General features: G+C 68.6%; 14 protein-coding genes. 7 read left to right on the top strand and 7 right to left on the bottom strand.

The genetic code is table 11. The annotated features are described in order from the left end of the window. The first annotated feature begins 1,133 nt into the window (after positions 1–1,133). Positions 1,134–1,781, top strand: a complete 648-nt coding sequence (locus OG507_RS39540) for a helix-turn-helix domain-containing protein (RefSeq protein WP_327372254.1) — start codon at positions 1,134–1,136, stop codon at positions 1,779–1,781. Further along, complete coding sequence (locus OG507_RS39545) at positions 1,778–2,266, top strand: hypothetical protein (RefSeq protein ID WP_327372255.1); 489 nt, start codon at positions 1,778–1,780, stop codon at positions 2,264–2,266. Before OG507_RS39540 ends, OG507_RS39545 begins: the two co-directional genes overlap by 4 nt. A 275-nt stretch (positions 2,267–2,541) precedes the next feature. Here OG507_RS39545 and OG507_RS39550 read toward each other — a convergent pair whose 3' ends face one another. The 4 genes from OG507_RS39550 to tpg all read right to left on the bottom strand — a co-directional run bounded on the left by OG507_RS39550 (position 2,542) and on the right by tpg (position 5,017). Beyond that, on the bottom strand, positions 2,542–2,763 hold the full coding sequence (locus OG507_RS39550; protein ID WP_327372256.1) for a hypothetical protein: 222 nt from the start codon (positions 2,761–2,763) through the stop codon (positions 2,542–2,544). 135 nt (positions 2,764–2,898) lie between these two features. Beyond that, positions 2,899–3,243, bottom strand: coding sequence for an HIT family protein (locus OG507_RS39555; protein WP_327372257.1), 345 nt, complete (start codon positions 3,241–3,243; stop codon positions 2,899–2,901). A gap of 300 nt (positions 3,244–3,543) precedes the next feature. Next, on the bottom strand, positions 3,544–4,317 hold the full coding sequence (locus OG507_RS39560; RefSeq protein ID WP_327372258.1) for a hypothetical protein: 774 nt from the start codon (positions 4,315–4,317) through the stop codon (positions 3,544–3,546). Between the two features lie 106 nt (positions 4,318–4,423). Then, complete coding sequence (gene tpg / locus OG507_RS39565; RefSeq protein WP_327372259.1) at positions 4,424–5,017, bottom strand: telomere-protecting terminal protein Tpg; 594 nt, start codon at positions 5,015–5,017, stop codon at positions 4,424–4,426. A gap of 211 nt (positions 5,018–5,228) precedes the next feature. Here tpg and OG507_RS39570 point away from each other — a divergent pair, with 211 nt between their 5' ends. From OG507_RS39570 to OG507_RS39590, 5 genes are all read left to right on the top strand, one after another. Continuing rightward, the gene (locus tag OG507_RS39570) at positions 5,229–6,065 is read left to right on the top strand and encodes a TnsA-like heteromeric transposase endonuclease subunit (protein WP_327372260.1); all 837 of its coding nucleotides are present in this window, start codon (positions 5,229–5,231) and stop codon (positions 6,063–6,065) included. Continuing rightward, the gene (locus tag OG507_RS39575; RefSeq protein ID WP_327372262.1) at positions 6,062–8,302 is read left to right on the top strand and encodes a transposase; all 2,241 of its coding nucleotides are present in this window, start codon (positions 6,062–6,064) and stop codon (positions 8,300–8,302) included. The genes OG507_RS39570 and OG507_RS39575 overlap by 4 nt, the downstream gene beginning before the upstream one ends. Next, complete coding sequence (locus OG507_RS39580) at positions 8,299–9,558, top strand: AAA family ATPase (protein ID WP_327372263.1); 1,260 nt, start codon at positions 8,299–8,301, stop codon at positions 9,556–9,558. The genes OG507_RS39575 and OG507_RS39580 overlap by 4 nt, the downstream gene beginning before the upstream one ends. A gap of 6 nt (positions 9,559–9,564) precedes the next feature. Beyond that, complete coding sequence (locus OG507_RS39585) at positions 9,565–11,424, top strand: TniQ family protein (protein ID WP_327372264.1); 1,860 nt, start codon at positions 9,565–9,567, stop codon at positions 11,422–11,424. 158 nt (positions 11,425–11,582) lie between these two features. Further along, entirely contained in the window at positions 11,583–12,446 is an 864-nt protein-coding gene (locus OG507_RS39590) for a DUF4231 domain-containing protein (RefSeq protein ID WP_327372265.1), read from the top strand. 60 nt (positions 12,447–12,506) lie between these two features. Here the strand turns inward: OG507_RS39590 and OG507_RS39595 are convergent, their stop codons facing one another. From OG507_RS39595 to OG507_RS39605, 3 genes are all read right to left on the bottom strand, one after another. Continuing rightward, on the bottom strand, positions 12,507–12,986 hold the full coding sequence (locus OG507_RS39595; RefSeq protein WP_327372266.1) for a hypothetical protein: 480 nt from the start codon (positions 12,984–12,986) through the stop codon (positions 12,507–12,509). Positions 12,987–13,067: 81 nt separating this feature from the next. After that, positions 13,068–14,162, bottom strand: coding sequence for a hypothetical protein (locus OG507_RS39600; RefSeq protein ID WP_327372267.1), 1,095 nt, complete (start codon positions 14,160–14,162; stop codon positions 13,068–13,070). A 327-nt stretch (positions 14,163–14,489) separates the two neighbouring features. Beyond that, on the bottom strand, positions 14,490–14,759 hold the full coding sequence (locus OG507_RS39605) for a hypothetical protein (protein WP_327372268.1): 270 nt from the start codon (positions 14,757–14,759) through the stop codon (positions 14,490–14,492). Positions 14,760–14,763: the final 4 nt, after the last annotated feature.

The following is a 14,763-nucleotide window of genomic DNA, read 5'->3' on the forward strand; positions in this document are numbered from 1 at the left end:
ACATCGCTGCGCGATGTGCAAGCGGGGCGGTCGCTGCGCTCCCGCTGCCCGTGCGGAGCACGGGCCAACTCCCTTCGCTTCGCTCCAGGAGTTGAGGGAGTGCCGGCCGCTGCGCGCTCGGCGGGCCGCGCGATGCGCGGCTGCGGTTGACGGTGCGCCAGGTGCGGCTTGTTTGGTATGACGTAAGGGAGTTGAGGAGTGCTTTGCACTCCTGGACGGGTCCGCTGCGCTCCCCCGCCTGACGGCTCTTCCGGCTGCGGCTCCAGAACCGTTGCGACCCGCTGGCGCGGGTTGGGCTGGCTACAAGGGGTGGGGGTTGCTCGTTCGTGTGGGTTCTAGCGCGCCGAGTGCATCAGATTGATGCAGCATGTACGGTTGGCGGAAATGGAGGATACCCTCCAACCATCTAGGTGGAGAGCGCCTTTGATTGCACATCAGTGTCGGAATCCTACGCGCCCACTCATGCGAGGAATTCACGAATTGGGAAGCTGCGGACCTCCGCCACGGAACGGTACCTCCGATATCGGAAAGCCGGAATTGCGGTGTGCGGAGGTGCCGAAGCCGCCCCCCCCCGGGGTCGGGCGGCGGAACCGCTCACCGGCACCGGCCACGCCTCCGTTCTTTTGAGCGTCACGGTCGGCACCACCCGAGACTCAGCGCCGCTGCTGCCGCCTACGGTCCGCAGAGGGCCGACGGAGCTGCACGCAAAGCCGCGCGCTACGGCGGGTCCGGCCCGGCAGCCTGTGCTGCTGATGGGCAGATTCCACGGCGTGGCGGTGCTTGATCACGGCGAGGAGGACCGGTATCACGCGCGCGCACGCTCTAGAGGTAAGAGCCGCAGGTTTTCGCAGGTCAACGAGCTGGATTCCAAAAGATATGTCAGCCCTAGACTGACATATCTCGGTGGGGATGTCAGTCCAGGGCTGACCCAGCAACATCGTTTCGTGGCAGTAGTGCCACCAAGCGTGGTGCGGTGCGTCAGTCGTCGCTCGGCACGGTCTCGGAGGCGAAGGTCAGTCCAGGGCTGACCTTCGGGTGACTTTCGTGTCGGCGCTGCCGCGTTTTGGTGGCACTACTGCCACGGTTCTCCGCTATGGTGCTGACGTCACGACGATCAAGGAGGCAGCGACCCTATGAGCTCAGGGCCCCTGGACGGCAGCGCAGCGCCGAAGCTGCCTGGCGCGCCGTCCCGTCGTCGGCGTCGCCCGAAGCCGCCGCCCACTGCGTACAACCGGTCCTCCGGCTCCACGATCGAGCTGCCCGCCGGCCATGCCGCCCAGGTCTTCCCGGTGGGTTCCAGCACGGGGTTCATCGGCGAGGCGTTCTCCATGGACAGCCTGGAGTTCATGCGCTGGGCTGCCGTCCGGTACGACGACGACCGGTTCGTTCTCGTGGTGCTGTTCACCCTCATGGGATCGCAGAAGCCCGGTGGTCTGATCGAAGCCACCCACGAGGACGTCGCCGCGGACCTCGGGTACAGCCGGCCTCACATCAGCCGCGTCTTCAACGTCCTGGAGGCCGACGGGGCTCTGCGTAAGCTCCAGCGGGGCGTCTACCAACTCAACCCGGCCGCGTCGCTCAGGGGCGGGCTCAGGGAGCCGCGCAAGGGGGAGAAGAAGCGCCCCAAGACGGGTATGGGCGACAGGGTGGAACAGCTGGACCTGTTGCGCGAGATCATGGAGGACCCGGACGCGCCCGACGCGTTCCGGGCGATGGCCGCTCCCGGCGCGAAACTGGAAGTGCGCAAGGAGTCGGATGGGGAAGGGAAGGCCACGTCATGACGTCAGCTGCCGCAGAGGAATGGGTTCCTCGCCGCAACGTGCTGTGGGGCAGCTTCAACGGTCTCGCGTACGTTCCGCGGCTGCCTCCCACCGCCTACACGCTGCTGCTGCACATGATGAGCGAGCAGGAGCCGGGCGGCCTGGTCGTCGCCACGCACGACGAACTCGCTACCGGCCTGGCCATGGAGCGCGGCATGATCAGCCGGGCCATGCCGCACCTGGTCGCCGCCCGGCTCGTCACCGTGGTCCGCCGTGGACGCTTCCAGCTCCACCCGATGATCGCCGCCTTCAACGACCCCCGCGAGCAGCAGCGCGCTGTCAAGGCCCTGCCCCGGGACATGCGGCTGGACGTTGGCGACTTCGAGGACGAGTACGAACGCCGCTTCCAGCTCCACCTGGACGAGAAGGCCCGCAAGGCCGAAGCCAAAGCCAAGGGGAACGTCACGCCCATCACCAAGCCGACCCGCCTCAAGAGCGTCCACTGATCAGCGCCAGCCGCGGCAGCACGGCGCTGCATGCAGCGGTCGTGCATAGATCTGGCACGGAACATGGCAGAACTGCGATGTTATGCAGCGCCAGCTCGGAGGGCCGCAGTGCGCTGCTGCCCTCGGGTGCAACCGCCGGGGCCGGCCTTGCTGCACGAGCAGCACCCGTGTGCCGCCCGGGTCGTGCGAATGCTGCGCTGCACGCCAGATCCACCTTGCAGCAGCCGAACAGCGGGGCCAGGAGGACGAGCAGCACCAGGAGCAGCGTGCAGCAGCTACAGGTTCAGGGCGATCGTCTCGCAGTGCCCCAGGGACGTTGCCGCAAAGCCGAGTTCGCCCTTGGCTGCGGACCGGCAGGCCAAGCCCATCATCGCCAGCATGTTCTGCAGCGGACTGTCCTCGCCGGCGGCGGCGCTCTCTTCGACCCGGGCGAGCAGCACGCGGTCGGCCTGGTCCAGGACGTCGGCCCACACACCGCCGTACGTCTTCGGGTCCACTCCGGTCAGGGGTGTCAGTCACAGGTCGGCGTGCGACTGGAGCCGCTGCTCGGCAGAGCGGAAGTCCAGCACCGTGCCGCACGGCATCGAGCCGCTGTCGGCGTGGGTGGCGGTGCCGGACGGAACCCAGCGAAGTTACGCGCGCGGGACGAAGCGGGCTACGCCATCTCCGGCAGCGATGTGAAGGTGGAGATGCCGGTTGTGCTGTTCGTTGCCGAGCGTGGTCAAGACCTGGCACCCCCCGTGCTGTTCGACTACGTGCCGTGCAGCGGACTGGACGACCTCGAGCAGCTGAGCCCCCACGGTGACGTCCAGCTCCAGCAGGGATCGAACATGCTGCTTCGGCACCACGATCACATGGTCTGTCCCGAAACCGGGTATTGGCGGGCGGAACGCCAATACCTCCTCGGTCTCAATCACTACGTCGATGTCGATCGTGCGGGGAATGACCTCGCTGCAGTACCAGTCAGGCTCGTCCACGCGAGCCACCCTACGGATCGCCGCCTGGCCTGCACAAACCGCCTAAGCTGGCAAACCCGAGCGAAGCCTCAGCGCCGTCGCGATCACCCTCCGTCAGCGTGACACCACTCGGGACCGCGCGGCCCCCTTGTGCCTCCCAGGCTCCCAGCTCGCCTCTCAGGAGCGCGTCCACCTGGGGAAACGGCCTATCAACCTCCTAGATATCCCGGATCATCCGGGCATTTCTGACCTCAGTCCCCCAGGTGCCTCCCAGGTCTCCCTCAGGGATCTGGGAGGTCTGGGAGGTTGCGCAGGGTGAGGTCAGCTCGCGTCGGACCGGGCGCAGGCGAGGAACGCGGCGAGGTCGCCGGCGGCTTCGGGCTCGGTGGTGGTGAGCCGGGCCGCGAACGCCAACTGGTCGACGCCGACGCCCGGGGCGAGGTGCGCGAGTTCGGTGAGCAGCGCGGCGTGGGCGAGCAGCGGCGGCGTCAGAAGGCCGGCGGCCCTCTGGCGGGCGGCCGGGTCGCGGTAGTGCCCGAGGTGCGCGGCCAGGGCGTAGGCGAGCCAGGCGTCGACGTCGCCCTGGACGTACCCGCCGGCGCGGCGCGTGAGTTCGTCGCGGACCGCTTCGTCACCTTCGCGGGGCTCGGCCTGCTCCAGCGTGCCCAGCTCGCGCAGTGCCTGGAGCTCATCGGCGCGGGCGGCGATCCGGGCGGCTTCGCGCAGCTCGGCTTTCCGGGCGGCGGCGGCCGCGGCGTCGGCGGCGAGCTCGGCCTGGACGACGTCGTCGGCGTCCGGGTCATAGACGGTGCCCGGCGCCGCGGCGGCGAGCAGCTGGTGCAGGCGCTCCCACTCCGCGAGCTCTGCGCGGCCGCGGTCGTCGTCGGCCAGGTGCTCGTGTCGCGAGTCCTGGCGCGCGTCGAACCGGGCGTCCTCGAGGGCCGCCGCGACGGCGCCGGTGTCCATGCCCTTGGCGCGGCGGCGCACCACGCCCCGGCCGATGCGGGCAGGGTCGACCGGCTCGCGGGGCGCGGCGACCCGAGGAGAAATCGGGCGACGGGCACCGCCGCCAGGCGGCCAGGTCCTGCTGGACATCTTCGGCCTCGCATTCGTCGTGTGGATTCAGAGAGCGGGCCGCCGCCAGAGCGCTGTACGGCGGCCCACCAAATATGGTTTATAGAAGGTTCAGAATTCATCCGTTTCAGAACTCGAATTCTATCGACTGGACATGCGTAAAATCCGCGACCAGGCCGTGACAGCGGGTACCCCAGTCCGTGAAATAGGACTCGGTGATGGCCTTGGCGACGATCGGATGCAAGTCTTCCTTCGTCGCACCGGCCTCCTGGAGCTGGAGTATCTGGGCGGCGTAGGTGGGTGAGATCGCGGTGGTGACGTGACGCTCGCGGCCGTCGTCGGAGGACCCGGAGGCGGTGAATCCGAAGTAGGCGACGACGTGCACCATCATGCCGCTGGAGGTGGACGCTTGCTCCCGCGCCTGTGCCCTGACCTGGGGTTGCCACTCGGATTCGGTCGCCTCCACCAGGGCGGCCTGGAGCCGCTTCTGTGGCTTCGTCAGCGTCCCGGCGCGGTAGCGCTCCACCGTACGGCGAGAGGTGCCCAGGCGCGCCGCCAGGTCCTTCGCTGAGCCCTTCGTGCGCGTGAGGAGGAATTTCATCTGTGCCTTTGCGGATTTCGGCGCGGGCCGGGTGAAGACCTTCCGGTCCGCCCGCGCGAGGGCCTCCAGGACCTTGCCGCGGCGTGGGGCCGACTGCTGCTGTTGCTCGTGATCGCTCATGCCACCAGGAGGCCACGGGTCGCCTGTGGACAGAGGCGGGCCTCCGCTGGCACGGTCATCGGATGCGTACGTGTTGTGACGTTGCGCGATAGCTGGCCCTTTTGATCTCTACTTGGCCAGTGACGTCCTGTGAACGGTCCCGCTTCGGCGAGTTGTGATCACGTACGGAGATGCGTGCACGTCGTGTACGTGCTGGTGCTGTGCTGGCGGCGTGGAGACGCAGGACGGCGTACGGATTCGTTCCGACGCCTGTGGGCTGGATGAGCTGGTCGTGCCGTACGACGTGGACGATTCGGTACGGGCTCAGCTGGTGCTGGGCGAGTCGTGGCCGAGGCGGTGGTCGGCGACGTGGCGGTTCGACGGGGACGAGGTGGCCTGGCCGGTCCGGGATCTGTCCGCGGTGCCGGTGCTGTCGTCGCAGCCGGTACGCGCGTTCACCTGGCGGGCCCGGCAGCGGCATCGGCCGGGACTGGAGTACATGGTCTCCACCGGCCGGCACCACGGTTTCGAGTCGCTGGAGGAGGACATGCTGCTCCTCGCGCTGGACTTCGTGACGGTGGCCGAGGTCCTGCCCCAGCCGTTCCGGCTGTCCTTCGAGGATGTCGGTGGCCGCGTCGAGCACACACCCGACCTGCTCGCCGTGATGCCTGATGGTGGCCGGTGGCTGTTCGACGTCCGGCCCCGGCGGCTGATCCAGAAAGCTGACGCGGTGAAGTTCGCGGCCTCAGCCGAGGCTGCGGCGGCCAGCGGGTGGCGCTACACGGTGGTGTCCGGCTGGCACCCACACGTGCAGTCCGTCCTGGACCAACTCTCCGCTCAGCGCAGGCCGCTGCAGGATCCGCTGGCTTTGCAGGATCAGGTGGAGGCCGCTGCGGCCCTGTCCCCGTCAATCCGGTTCGGCGACCTCGTGAACAAGACCTCGCTGCCGGCCGTCGCCCGCGCCCATGCTGTGCACCTGCTCTGGCATCGCCGTCTCGGCGTCGACCTGGGCCGGCCTCTGGGCGACAGCTCCCTGGTCTGGAGCGTTCGGGACCGGATGGAGCCATGACGATGCTGATGGACATCGCACCGGGTGTCGCCCTGCGTCTCAACGGCCTCGAGTGGACGGTGGAGGAAGTACGCCCACACGTCGCGGCCGTCGTGCTGGTCGGCGACGGAGGGGAGAGGGAGGTCCGTTCGATCCGCTGGTTGATGCATCATCCCGACTGCGTCCCGGCGAGAACGAACAGCATGAAGGAGCGGGGCGCCTATCAGCCCACCACGGCGGATGACCTGAACGAGGTCCAGCTGCAGCGAGCCCGGCTGCGGGCCGCCCACGTTCTGGAGGCAGAGACCGGCTACCGGTTCGGGCACCCGTCGCGCGCTCTGCCCGGCGAGCCGCGGCCAGCCTACGATCCGGCGGCGACCACGGTGACCGAGCGGCGCCGGGCCAAGGCCGCCGAACTGGCCGCGCTGGATCCGACGGAGGCCCGGATGCTGGGCCTGGCCAACATGAGCGAGCGGACGCTACGGCGTCTGGCCGCGCAGAGCGCGGAGGAGCTCGTCACCGGTTGCGCGGATGGCCGCTGGACCCGCAAGAGCGGTGGGCACCCGAGCATCACGGAGGAGATCCGGGAGGCGATCTTCGCGGTGAGGCAGGAGTGCCTTGAGCGGTCCAGGGTCAGCATGCGGGCCCGGCACCGGCTGATGCACCAGTACGTCCGCGAGAGGTTCCCCAAGTTCCCGGTCGACGACATCCCCAGTTACTTCACGCTGCGGAAGGTCTGGCCGGAGTGGTTCGGCCCCGACGGCGCCCGCCAGCGCAACGTCCGCTCGGCCGAGGCGGCCAAGAACGCCTCCGCGCGTGTGGTGGTGCACCGGCCAGGGCAGGTCGTCGCACTGGATACGACGCCGCTGCCGGTAAAGGTCCGCGAGTCCGTCTTCGGCGATCCGGTGTCGGTGATGCTCACCCTCGCCTTAGACCTCTACACCCATTCGATCGTCGCGTTCCGGCTGACGATGGTGGCCGACACCGCGGTGGACGTCGCGATGCTGCTGCGAGACGTGATGATGCCGCTGCCGATGCGCGAGGGCTGGGGCGAGGAGATGGAGTGGCCCTACCCCGGCGTCCCCGCCACCGTGGTCGCCCAGTTCGCCGGCCACAAGGTCGCTGCCCTGCCGTTCTTTCCCCCTGAGACGGTGACGACCGACCACGGTGGCCCCTACAAGAACCACGAAGTCGTCGAGGCCGAGCGGACGCTGGGATGCAGGATCCTGCCCGCGAGGGTTCTGCGGCCGACGGACAAGTTCGCCGTCGAGCGGGCCTTCGGCGCGGTCAACAGCCTGCTCCTGGAGCACCTGCTCGGCTACACCGGCGTCGACGTCGCCGACCGGGGCGCCGACCCAGAAGCCGAAGCGGTGCTCTCGATGTCGCAGATGGAGAACCTGATCGCGACCTGGGTGGTGAAGATCTGGCAGAACCGGGTTCTGGGCGAGTACGCGCCGGCCTGGGGCCCCGGTGAGGAGCACAGCCCGAACTCGCTGTTCGCAGCCTCGATGCACCAAGGCGGGTTCGCCATGCAGATCCCGAAGCCGGAGCTCTACTACAAGCTGCTCAAGAAGCACCACGTCAAGATCCACCCAGGCCGAGGAGTGAAGATCGGCGGCCTCTGGTATCACGACGACGTCCTGGACGACTCGCGCTTTTGCCAGCCCTCCACGCGAGGCGGCCGGCACAAGGGCAAGTGGGTGGTCCGCTCCGACCGGCGCGACCGCCGCACCGCGTTCTTCCAGGACCCGGTGGACCACGACCACTGGCACCCCCTGCGCTGGACCGGGCTGCCGCCCGGCGGTGAGGTGCCGGCGTTCTCCGATCGCACAGCCGAGGACCTGCTCAGTGAGGTGAGGCGGCGGCGCCTCGCGCCGAAGTCGGACGCCGAACTGCTGCCGGTCCTGCTGGACCTGCTCGGTTCGGCGATCCCGGTCGACCAGTGGCCGACACAGATGACCAAGCGGGAACGGGTCGAACGTTCCCGACGGTCCACGCAGGCCCAAGCGGCCGAGCGGGACCGCTCACCGGTGACCGCACCGCAGGCAACGGCGGAGGTGGTGCCCTGGCCGGAGCAGGCCCGCACCGTCACGGACGCGGTCGACGCCGACCGGCGGCGCCGTCGTGAAGCATCCGTTCCGCGAACACCAACCCCGCCACCGCGGCTGGGCGAGTCCCTGCGGCGCCGCAGCCTGTTCCTGCTGCCACCGGACGAGGACGAGACGGACACCCCCGCACAGCCCAGGGAGAACGCGTGACCGAGGTCCTTCCCCCCGGCGTCCTCGCCGAGATGATCACCGGCAAGCCACCGCGCCGGGACACGTTCGAGGGCTGGCAGCACTACCGAACCGGCCGCGGGCAGTTCGAGTCGGCGCCGAAGCTGACCTTCGCCCAGTGGCGGGCGCTGAGCCCGCACCGGCGGTCCCTCTACGACCTGCACCGCACAGCCACCCACGTGAACCTGCCGCTGCAGGAGACACCGATGTCGCTGAAGGTCGCCCGGCTCGTGAACCGGCGGATGCGCAACAACGCGCTCAAGCAGAAGCCCGCCACCCGGGCCGGGGTCATGGTCACCGGCTGGGGCTACCAGGGCAAGACCGAGACGGTCTGCGAGGTCGCCGCGTCCTTCGAGGACGCCTGGCTGGAGATGCACAACCACCTCAACCCCGTGGCCGTCGACGGCACCTGGGACCTTCACGCCCCCGTCGCCTACGTCCAGACCCCGGTCACCGCGAAGCCGAAGAGCACGTGCCAGGCCGTCCTCGAATTCTTCGGCGCCCCGACAAAGAGCATGAACCTCCCCCAGCTCATCGCGCAGGTCGCCGAATCTCTTCACGACCACGGCGTCAAAGCCCTGATCCTGGACGACATCACTCGCCTGCGCATGCACCGCGCCGACGACCAGGACACCCTCGATCTGATCCGGGCCTTCATGAGCATGAACGTCACCCTCATCCTGATCGGCGTCGACATCCCCGGCTCCGGACTGCTGCGCGAAGCCCGCTGGGATGCCAAGACGCGGCAGTGGGTGATGCCGTCGTCCGAGCACGCCCGCGTTCACGGCTTCGAGACCACCCAGACCGAGCGCCGCTTCGACCTGGTCGAGCTCGACCGCTTCCGCTACAGCACCCCGGAGGAGATGGCGGCCTTCCGCGATCACCTCGACGGGATGGAACAACAGCTACGGCTGCTCAAGGCCAAGCGGGGCATGCTCACCGCGGGCGGCATGCCCGAGTACCTCATGCGCCGCACCGGCGGCGTCGTTGGCCTCCTCGAACGGCTCATCGAGGACGGCGCCCAAGAAGCCATGGACAGCGGCAAGGAGCTGTTGGACGAGGTCCTCCTCGACGAGATCGTCATCAGCCTCGACGACCCCGGCCGCGATCCCGACGCCGGCGAAGTCCCGCCCGTCCCGGCGCCCGGACGGAGGACGAGCGCACGCTCCAAGCGCGGCCGACCTGCCCGCAACACCGTCTTCGACGACCGTGGACCGCGATCGGTCACCCAGGGCTGAGCCGCCATGGACTTGCGTCCTCTTCCGCGAAGCCTGCTTCCCCTGCCCGACGAAAGCCTCCCCGGCCTCCTGCTCAGGCTGGCACACCGCCTGGATGTGTCTCCTGGGCGCCTGGCGGTCTCCACGGGCCTCGTCCAAGGCGGACCTCTCAAGACCACCCGGTCCACGACCAGCCATCTGCTGATGCTCACGCCGGACCACCTCGAGCCCTTCTCCCGGGCGCTGCGGCTGCCCGACCATCACGTCGACCAGCTCACCCTCCGCCCGCTGGTCGGCCGACTGCCTGCCGTCGCCGATGCCCTGACCCGGCCCGGCAACCCCGCGCAACTGCGTCCACGCGGCTACTTCCCGCCCTGGATCCTGAGCGCCAGCACCCGCTTCTGCCCGCTCTGCCTGGCCGGTGATGGCAGCGAGATCCAGCAACGGCACGGCGGAGCCTGGAAGCTCCACTGGCGTCTCGGCGTCGTCTTCGCCTGCGTCGAACACCAGCTCTTTCTCCAGGAGGACTGTCCTTCCTGCCTCCGGCCGGCGCAAAGCGGGAACCCCAGAGCCAGTCTCAGCCTCGTGCCCTCCGCCACGGTCGGCGGCCTTCACCCGACCCAGTGCCGAAACACCACCGGGGAGCACACATCAGCGCTCTGCGGCTCACGCCTGGACTGCCTGGATGCCGCCGCGGCGGGCCCTCCGAGTAGCCGCGTGCTCCAGCTGCAACGGACCATCCTGAACCTGCTCCACGACTCTCACGACGCCGCCCAGGCGTTCACATCCTTCAGTGACCTGGCTGTCGTCGCCGCCGTCGTCACCGCGAGCTGGCCTGCGACGGCAACCGTCACGCCCGAGACGCAACTGGCAGACGCCCTCGACGACTATGTGTCGGCGCTCCGCCGCACGGACGAGGAAGACGCGGCGCCGCGCATCACCGGTCTGTGGGCCGCGCCTCCCCGCACCGCCGCGGCGACCGCCGGCCTACTCGACATCGCAACGCGTCTGCTTGCTCTGCCGCCGGCCGCCCTGGAACAGGCTCTGGCTCTCATGCTGGCCACCACCCCGGGCCCCCGCACAAGCGGATGGGGAAACACCTGGCGGCTGCTGCGCAGGCACGGATCTGCCCAACTGCAGAACCAAATCCGCAGAGCGCAGCCTGCCCGCCCCGGCCCGAGGGCCGGGCGCGCGATCGTGGCCTTCAAGGACCGCTACCAGCCCGAACACATCCCGCAATGGCTGCCGGATGCATGGTTCGCCCAGCTGTTCACCGCACCTTCGCGGCGCTCGCTCTGCGGCGCCTACGGGTTCCGCCGTTTCGCCGCGGTCCAGCTGGTGCAGATCAGCAACGGCATGACCCTGGAGGAAGCGGCCGCGTTCCTCGGAATCCCTGATCGCTGGCACCGCCGCGATGGAACGAGCCGCAAACTCAGCCGCTACGCTGGCCACTACCGCAGGCAGAGCCGGAAGAATCTCGAGACTGCATTCACGGCTCTCGCGCGGCACATCTCCGGACTCCCGGACCGCATCGACTACCGGGCACGCAGATTGCAGTACTACGACTGGGCCCTCGATGCCGCGGACTGGGCGGAGATCGCCGTGGGCCTACCTCGGCGGAACCGAAATCGGCACCCGCTCTACTCCGACGACCTCCTCCGACACTCCGCCTCCGAGTTCATCTGGACCCGCATCACAGGCAGCGAATCGTGCCTGTTCCCCGGTGGCAACGCCCCGTTGCAGGACCCCGCAGACGAGTCTCGAGCGGTCCGAATCCGCGCCTTCCTCAGCGCACCGCCCCGCCACCTGCCCTTCTTCAGCGCATTCCGACAACGCCTGATCAGCTACTCCACCGCCCTCACCGCCTCGCCGGTCGCGAGCCCCTGAACGGCCCCACCCCACGACCCCGAGTGGCCATCAATCGCTCAACGTCGTGGCCAATTACGGCGCAACATCAAGCGCTGACCTCATGCTCTTCCATGCACGCTGGCCAACTACCGGGCAACGTCACACGTGTGCTGAGTTGACCATGGGGGCGAGCGTTGGTGCCTGAGATCGACGAGTTACGAACGGCGGTTCAGGAGCTGGAGCGAGAGGTTGCCTGGAAGCGGAGACGTGCTCGTCTTCTGGCCACGTCTCTGCTCGTCACCCTGGCGAGCATCCCCTCGCTCATCGCGTGGAACGTCGTGTTCGCCGATGTCCATGCCGCGCTTGTGGCCGGCAGAGGTTTCCTCGTCACTGCGCTGGTCGTCGGCGGCCTCACGCTCGCAGTGATCTGTATGGATCACCTCATCCGGGCTGATCCGCTCGGTTTTCGCGCTGTGCAGCACATACCACCGGACCGCTACGAGCACAGCCTGGCGCGACTACGGGACAGCCTCGCTACCAAGCGCGAAGAACTACGCAGGGAGGGCCTGCGGGCACATCCACCGCTGACGGAGCGTCGCAGCATGTACCGCGAGGACACGGCCGAGGTCATTGCCCAGTACGGACGGGAGAGCCGCCACTACCGCCGCGTCCATAACAGCTTGCAGTCCCTGATCATGATCGGATCGACCGCGGTGACTACGATCGCCGCCCTCAGCCAGCAGGACTGGAACTGGCAGACTCTGTCCGTCGTGGTTCTGGGGTTCAGCATCACCCTCGCGTCCGCGTTCACGGGCTACTACAAGTACCGGGAGCGCAGCTACTTCCTGCGGCAGACAGCTGACGCCATCGAGGAGGAGCTGAATGCCGTGATGCTTGGCATCGGTGACTACAGCCAGTTCACCGAGGAGCAAGAGGGCGAGGCCCTCGCCAAGTTCACCCAGCGCGTCGAGGCACTTCGTAACGAGCAACGGCGTCGTGAGCAGCAGCTGGACCAGCCTGCCGAACAAGCCGGCCCGGTCGCGCCCCCGCCGGCTGTGTGACCGGCAGTCGTCCCGGAGTGAGTCTGAGGACGGTTCGGCCCTCTGCCACACGCCACCGAGTCAGCCGGCGGAAGCCTGCCGCTCAGCCAGCGCCTTCTTGGCCTGCTGCAAGTCCTCCCAAGTCGCGGCGCGCAGCGCCTCCATCCGGATGAGCGCCTTCGTGGTGTCGGCCGGCTTCATCGCGCTGCCGGCGAATTCCAGCAGCACCTGCACCGTCATCTGGTTCTTCCAGTGCCGCAGTTCCGCCTCGTTCACGAGCTCCGGGCCGCCGGTCATCATCAGGTCCAGGCGCCCTTGCGCCCGCCACGCCCGCCGTCGACGCCACCCGCCCCCGCCCGGCCGGCTCAAGTCCCGCACCTTGCGGATCTGGCCCACCATGGCCTGGATCTGCGTCTCCTGCCCGGGCGTCCACTCCTGCCCGTGCAGCGCTTGCACGGCCGCCTGGGCGGCCTGGGCGCCATCGCCCACCCCGTCGCCGCTCAGCTGCTCCACGGCCTTCCTGAGCGATTCCCCGGCGGCCTTTTCGTCGTACTTGGACACGCTCTCTCCTTCTCTGCCTCTGTCACGCGCAGCATGCCGGGGCCCGGTCCAGCCCAGGTGGTCCGGGCCCATGCGCTCGGGTCATGCGCCGCCAACGTGGGACGTGGGCTGCGGAACCGGGGGAAGGCTGTCCAGTACGCCTTGAAGCAGCACGTTGATGTACGTGCGAGGCGGCAGGTCGTCCATGTTGAGGCGGCTGGGCTTGGTGCTCATCGGTCGGTGCAGGGCGTCATCGCCGCTGTTGCGGAAGGCGGTGAGCTTCTTGATGTATGCCTTGTCGGTCTGGCCGAATGGCACGTTGGCTACCACCTGGTCGAACGTGCGGTGCCCGAAGGCGGGCGGGACATGGTCGAGGATGGCGCGCAGCAGCATCTGGCAGGCGTAGGTGTGCCGATCGGCGTGGTTGGCATTGAGCTCGCCCACCAGGGCGAGCAGCTTGTCGCGCTGGAGAGTGGTGTCCTTGGCTTCCAGGGCGGCGATCAGAGCTTCGTCGACGTAGGGGCCTGGGGCGGCGCTTGTCGCCGGGGCCGGCATGACGGGGGCAGCGCCCGGGATTTCGCTCGCCTGAGCGGTGATGAGGCGGGCGGTGGTCTGGACGTAAGTGTGGAGGGTCTTGGCCTCCTTGTACTGGCGGATCTCCCGGCGCAGCTCACGCCACCAGGTGCCTTCCGCCGCGGCGCCGCCACTGGAGCCGCCCCACGTCGCCGGTTCCAGCGCCAGGACGCCCGGGAGCCTGGCCACGAAGCGCTTGGGGAGCCCTGGGAGTTCCCGCTCGATGTCGGCGAGGGTGAACCGCGGCCTGGTGGCTTCCTGCGTCGAGATGGATGCGCTGCGCTGCATTCCGATCAACGTGTGGAGGACCCGCAGGAAGGGGTCGCCCACATACGGCTCGAGTTCGGGCAGGTGCAGGCAGGCCGCAATGGTGAGCGCCGGGCGGTCCTCATCGGCGATGTAGGAACCGTTATGCGAGGTGAGCCCGTAGGAGGGCCCGAAGTGGCCGGGGGACCCGACGCGGGGCAGAGAGCGGATCAGCGTCCCCGCGTCGAGGCCGTAGTTGTCCAGGGTGTCGACGGTGAAGGACCAGACGGGCCACACGTCTTCCATGAGGTACTGCTGCGCCATGGTGCTCAGGAGCGTCGTCTGCTCCTGGGAGAGCTTGGCCGTCAGGTCGTTCAAGGGTTCGTCCTTCCACGCGGCGCGGTCGCGCCCCGTTCACTGGCTAAGGCAACACGGAGACAGGGCGTGTTGTACAGCGTCTTTGGAACACGAGCGGGCCCGAACCAATTGGTCCGGGCCCGCGGGCTGTTCAGGTGCGTCTACAGGTCGAACTCGAGGGGCTCGATGTCCGTGAAATGGAACCACACGTGGTCGACGGTTCTATCTGGCTGCTCGGTCCCGATCGCTGAGTGGCCCCGCCGTCTGGGCTGGGGTGTCGTCGGTGGGCCGGTACAGGGGGCAGGCTCACCGCATCTTCAGTACTCCCTGCGGCTTCTGTCTTCCTTCTCAGAGGTGCTGCTGGATCCATACGACGGTGAGGCCGCCGGCGCCGGTGCCGAAGCCGTAGCAGAGGCCGCGCAGAGGAGTCCGGTGGCGGTGCGGCGGCGGGCGGCACAAGAGCGGGCCCCGGACCACCGTACGGACGAACCGGGTCCGGCACGAGGAGCCCCGCAGCGCATGGTGGTGCGCCCTCCAGGCCCACCCTCCGAGTAGCACCGCGAAGCTCGACGCGAAGACACTCTTCGACCTGGTGAAGCTCTCCTTCGGGGTGGTCACCGGG

The organism is Streptomyces sp. NBC_01217 (assembly GCF_035994185.1).
In the GTDB taxonomy this organism is placed as follows: Bacteria; Actinomycetota; Actinomycetes; order Streptomycetales; family Streptomycetaceae; genus Streptomyces.

Bases quoted from the DNA above. Each gene is read 5' to 3' on its own strand.
- OG507_RS39540 (WP_327372254.1), top strand. From the start codon at position 1,134: ATGAGCTCAGGGCCCCTGGACGGCAGCGCAGCGCCGAAGCTGCCTGGC.
- OG507_RS39545 (WP_327372255.1), top strand. From the start codon at position 1,778: ATGACGTCAGCTGCCGCAGAGGAATGGGTTCCTCGCCGCAACGTGCTG.
- OG507_RS39560 (WP_327372258.1), bottom strand. From the start codon at position 4,317: ATGTCCAGCAGGACCTGGCCGCCTGGCGGCGGTGCCCGTCGCCCGATT.
- tpg (WP_327372259.1), bottom strand. From the start codon at position 5,017: ATGAGCGATCACGAGCAACAGCAGCAGTCGGCCCCACGCCGCGGCAAG.
- OG507_RS39575 (WP_327372262.1), top strand. From the start codon at position 6,062: ATGACGATGCTGATGGACATCGCACCGGGTGTCGCCCTGCGTCTCAAC.
- OG507_RS39585 (WP_327372264.1), top strand. From the start codon at position 9,565: ATGGACTTGCGTCCTCTTCCGCGAAGCCTGCTTCCCCTGCCCGACGAA.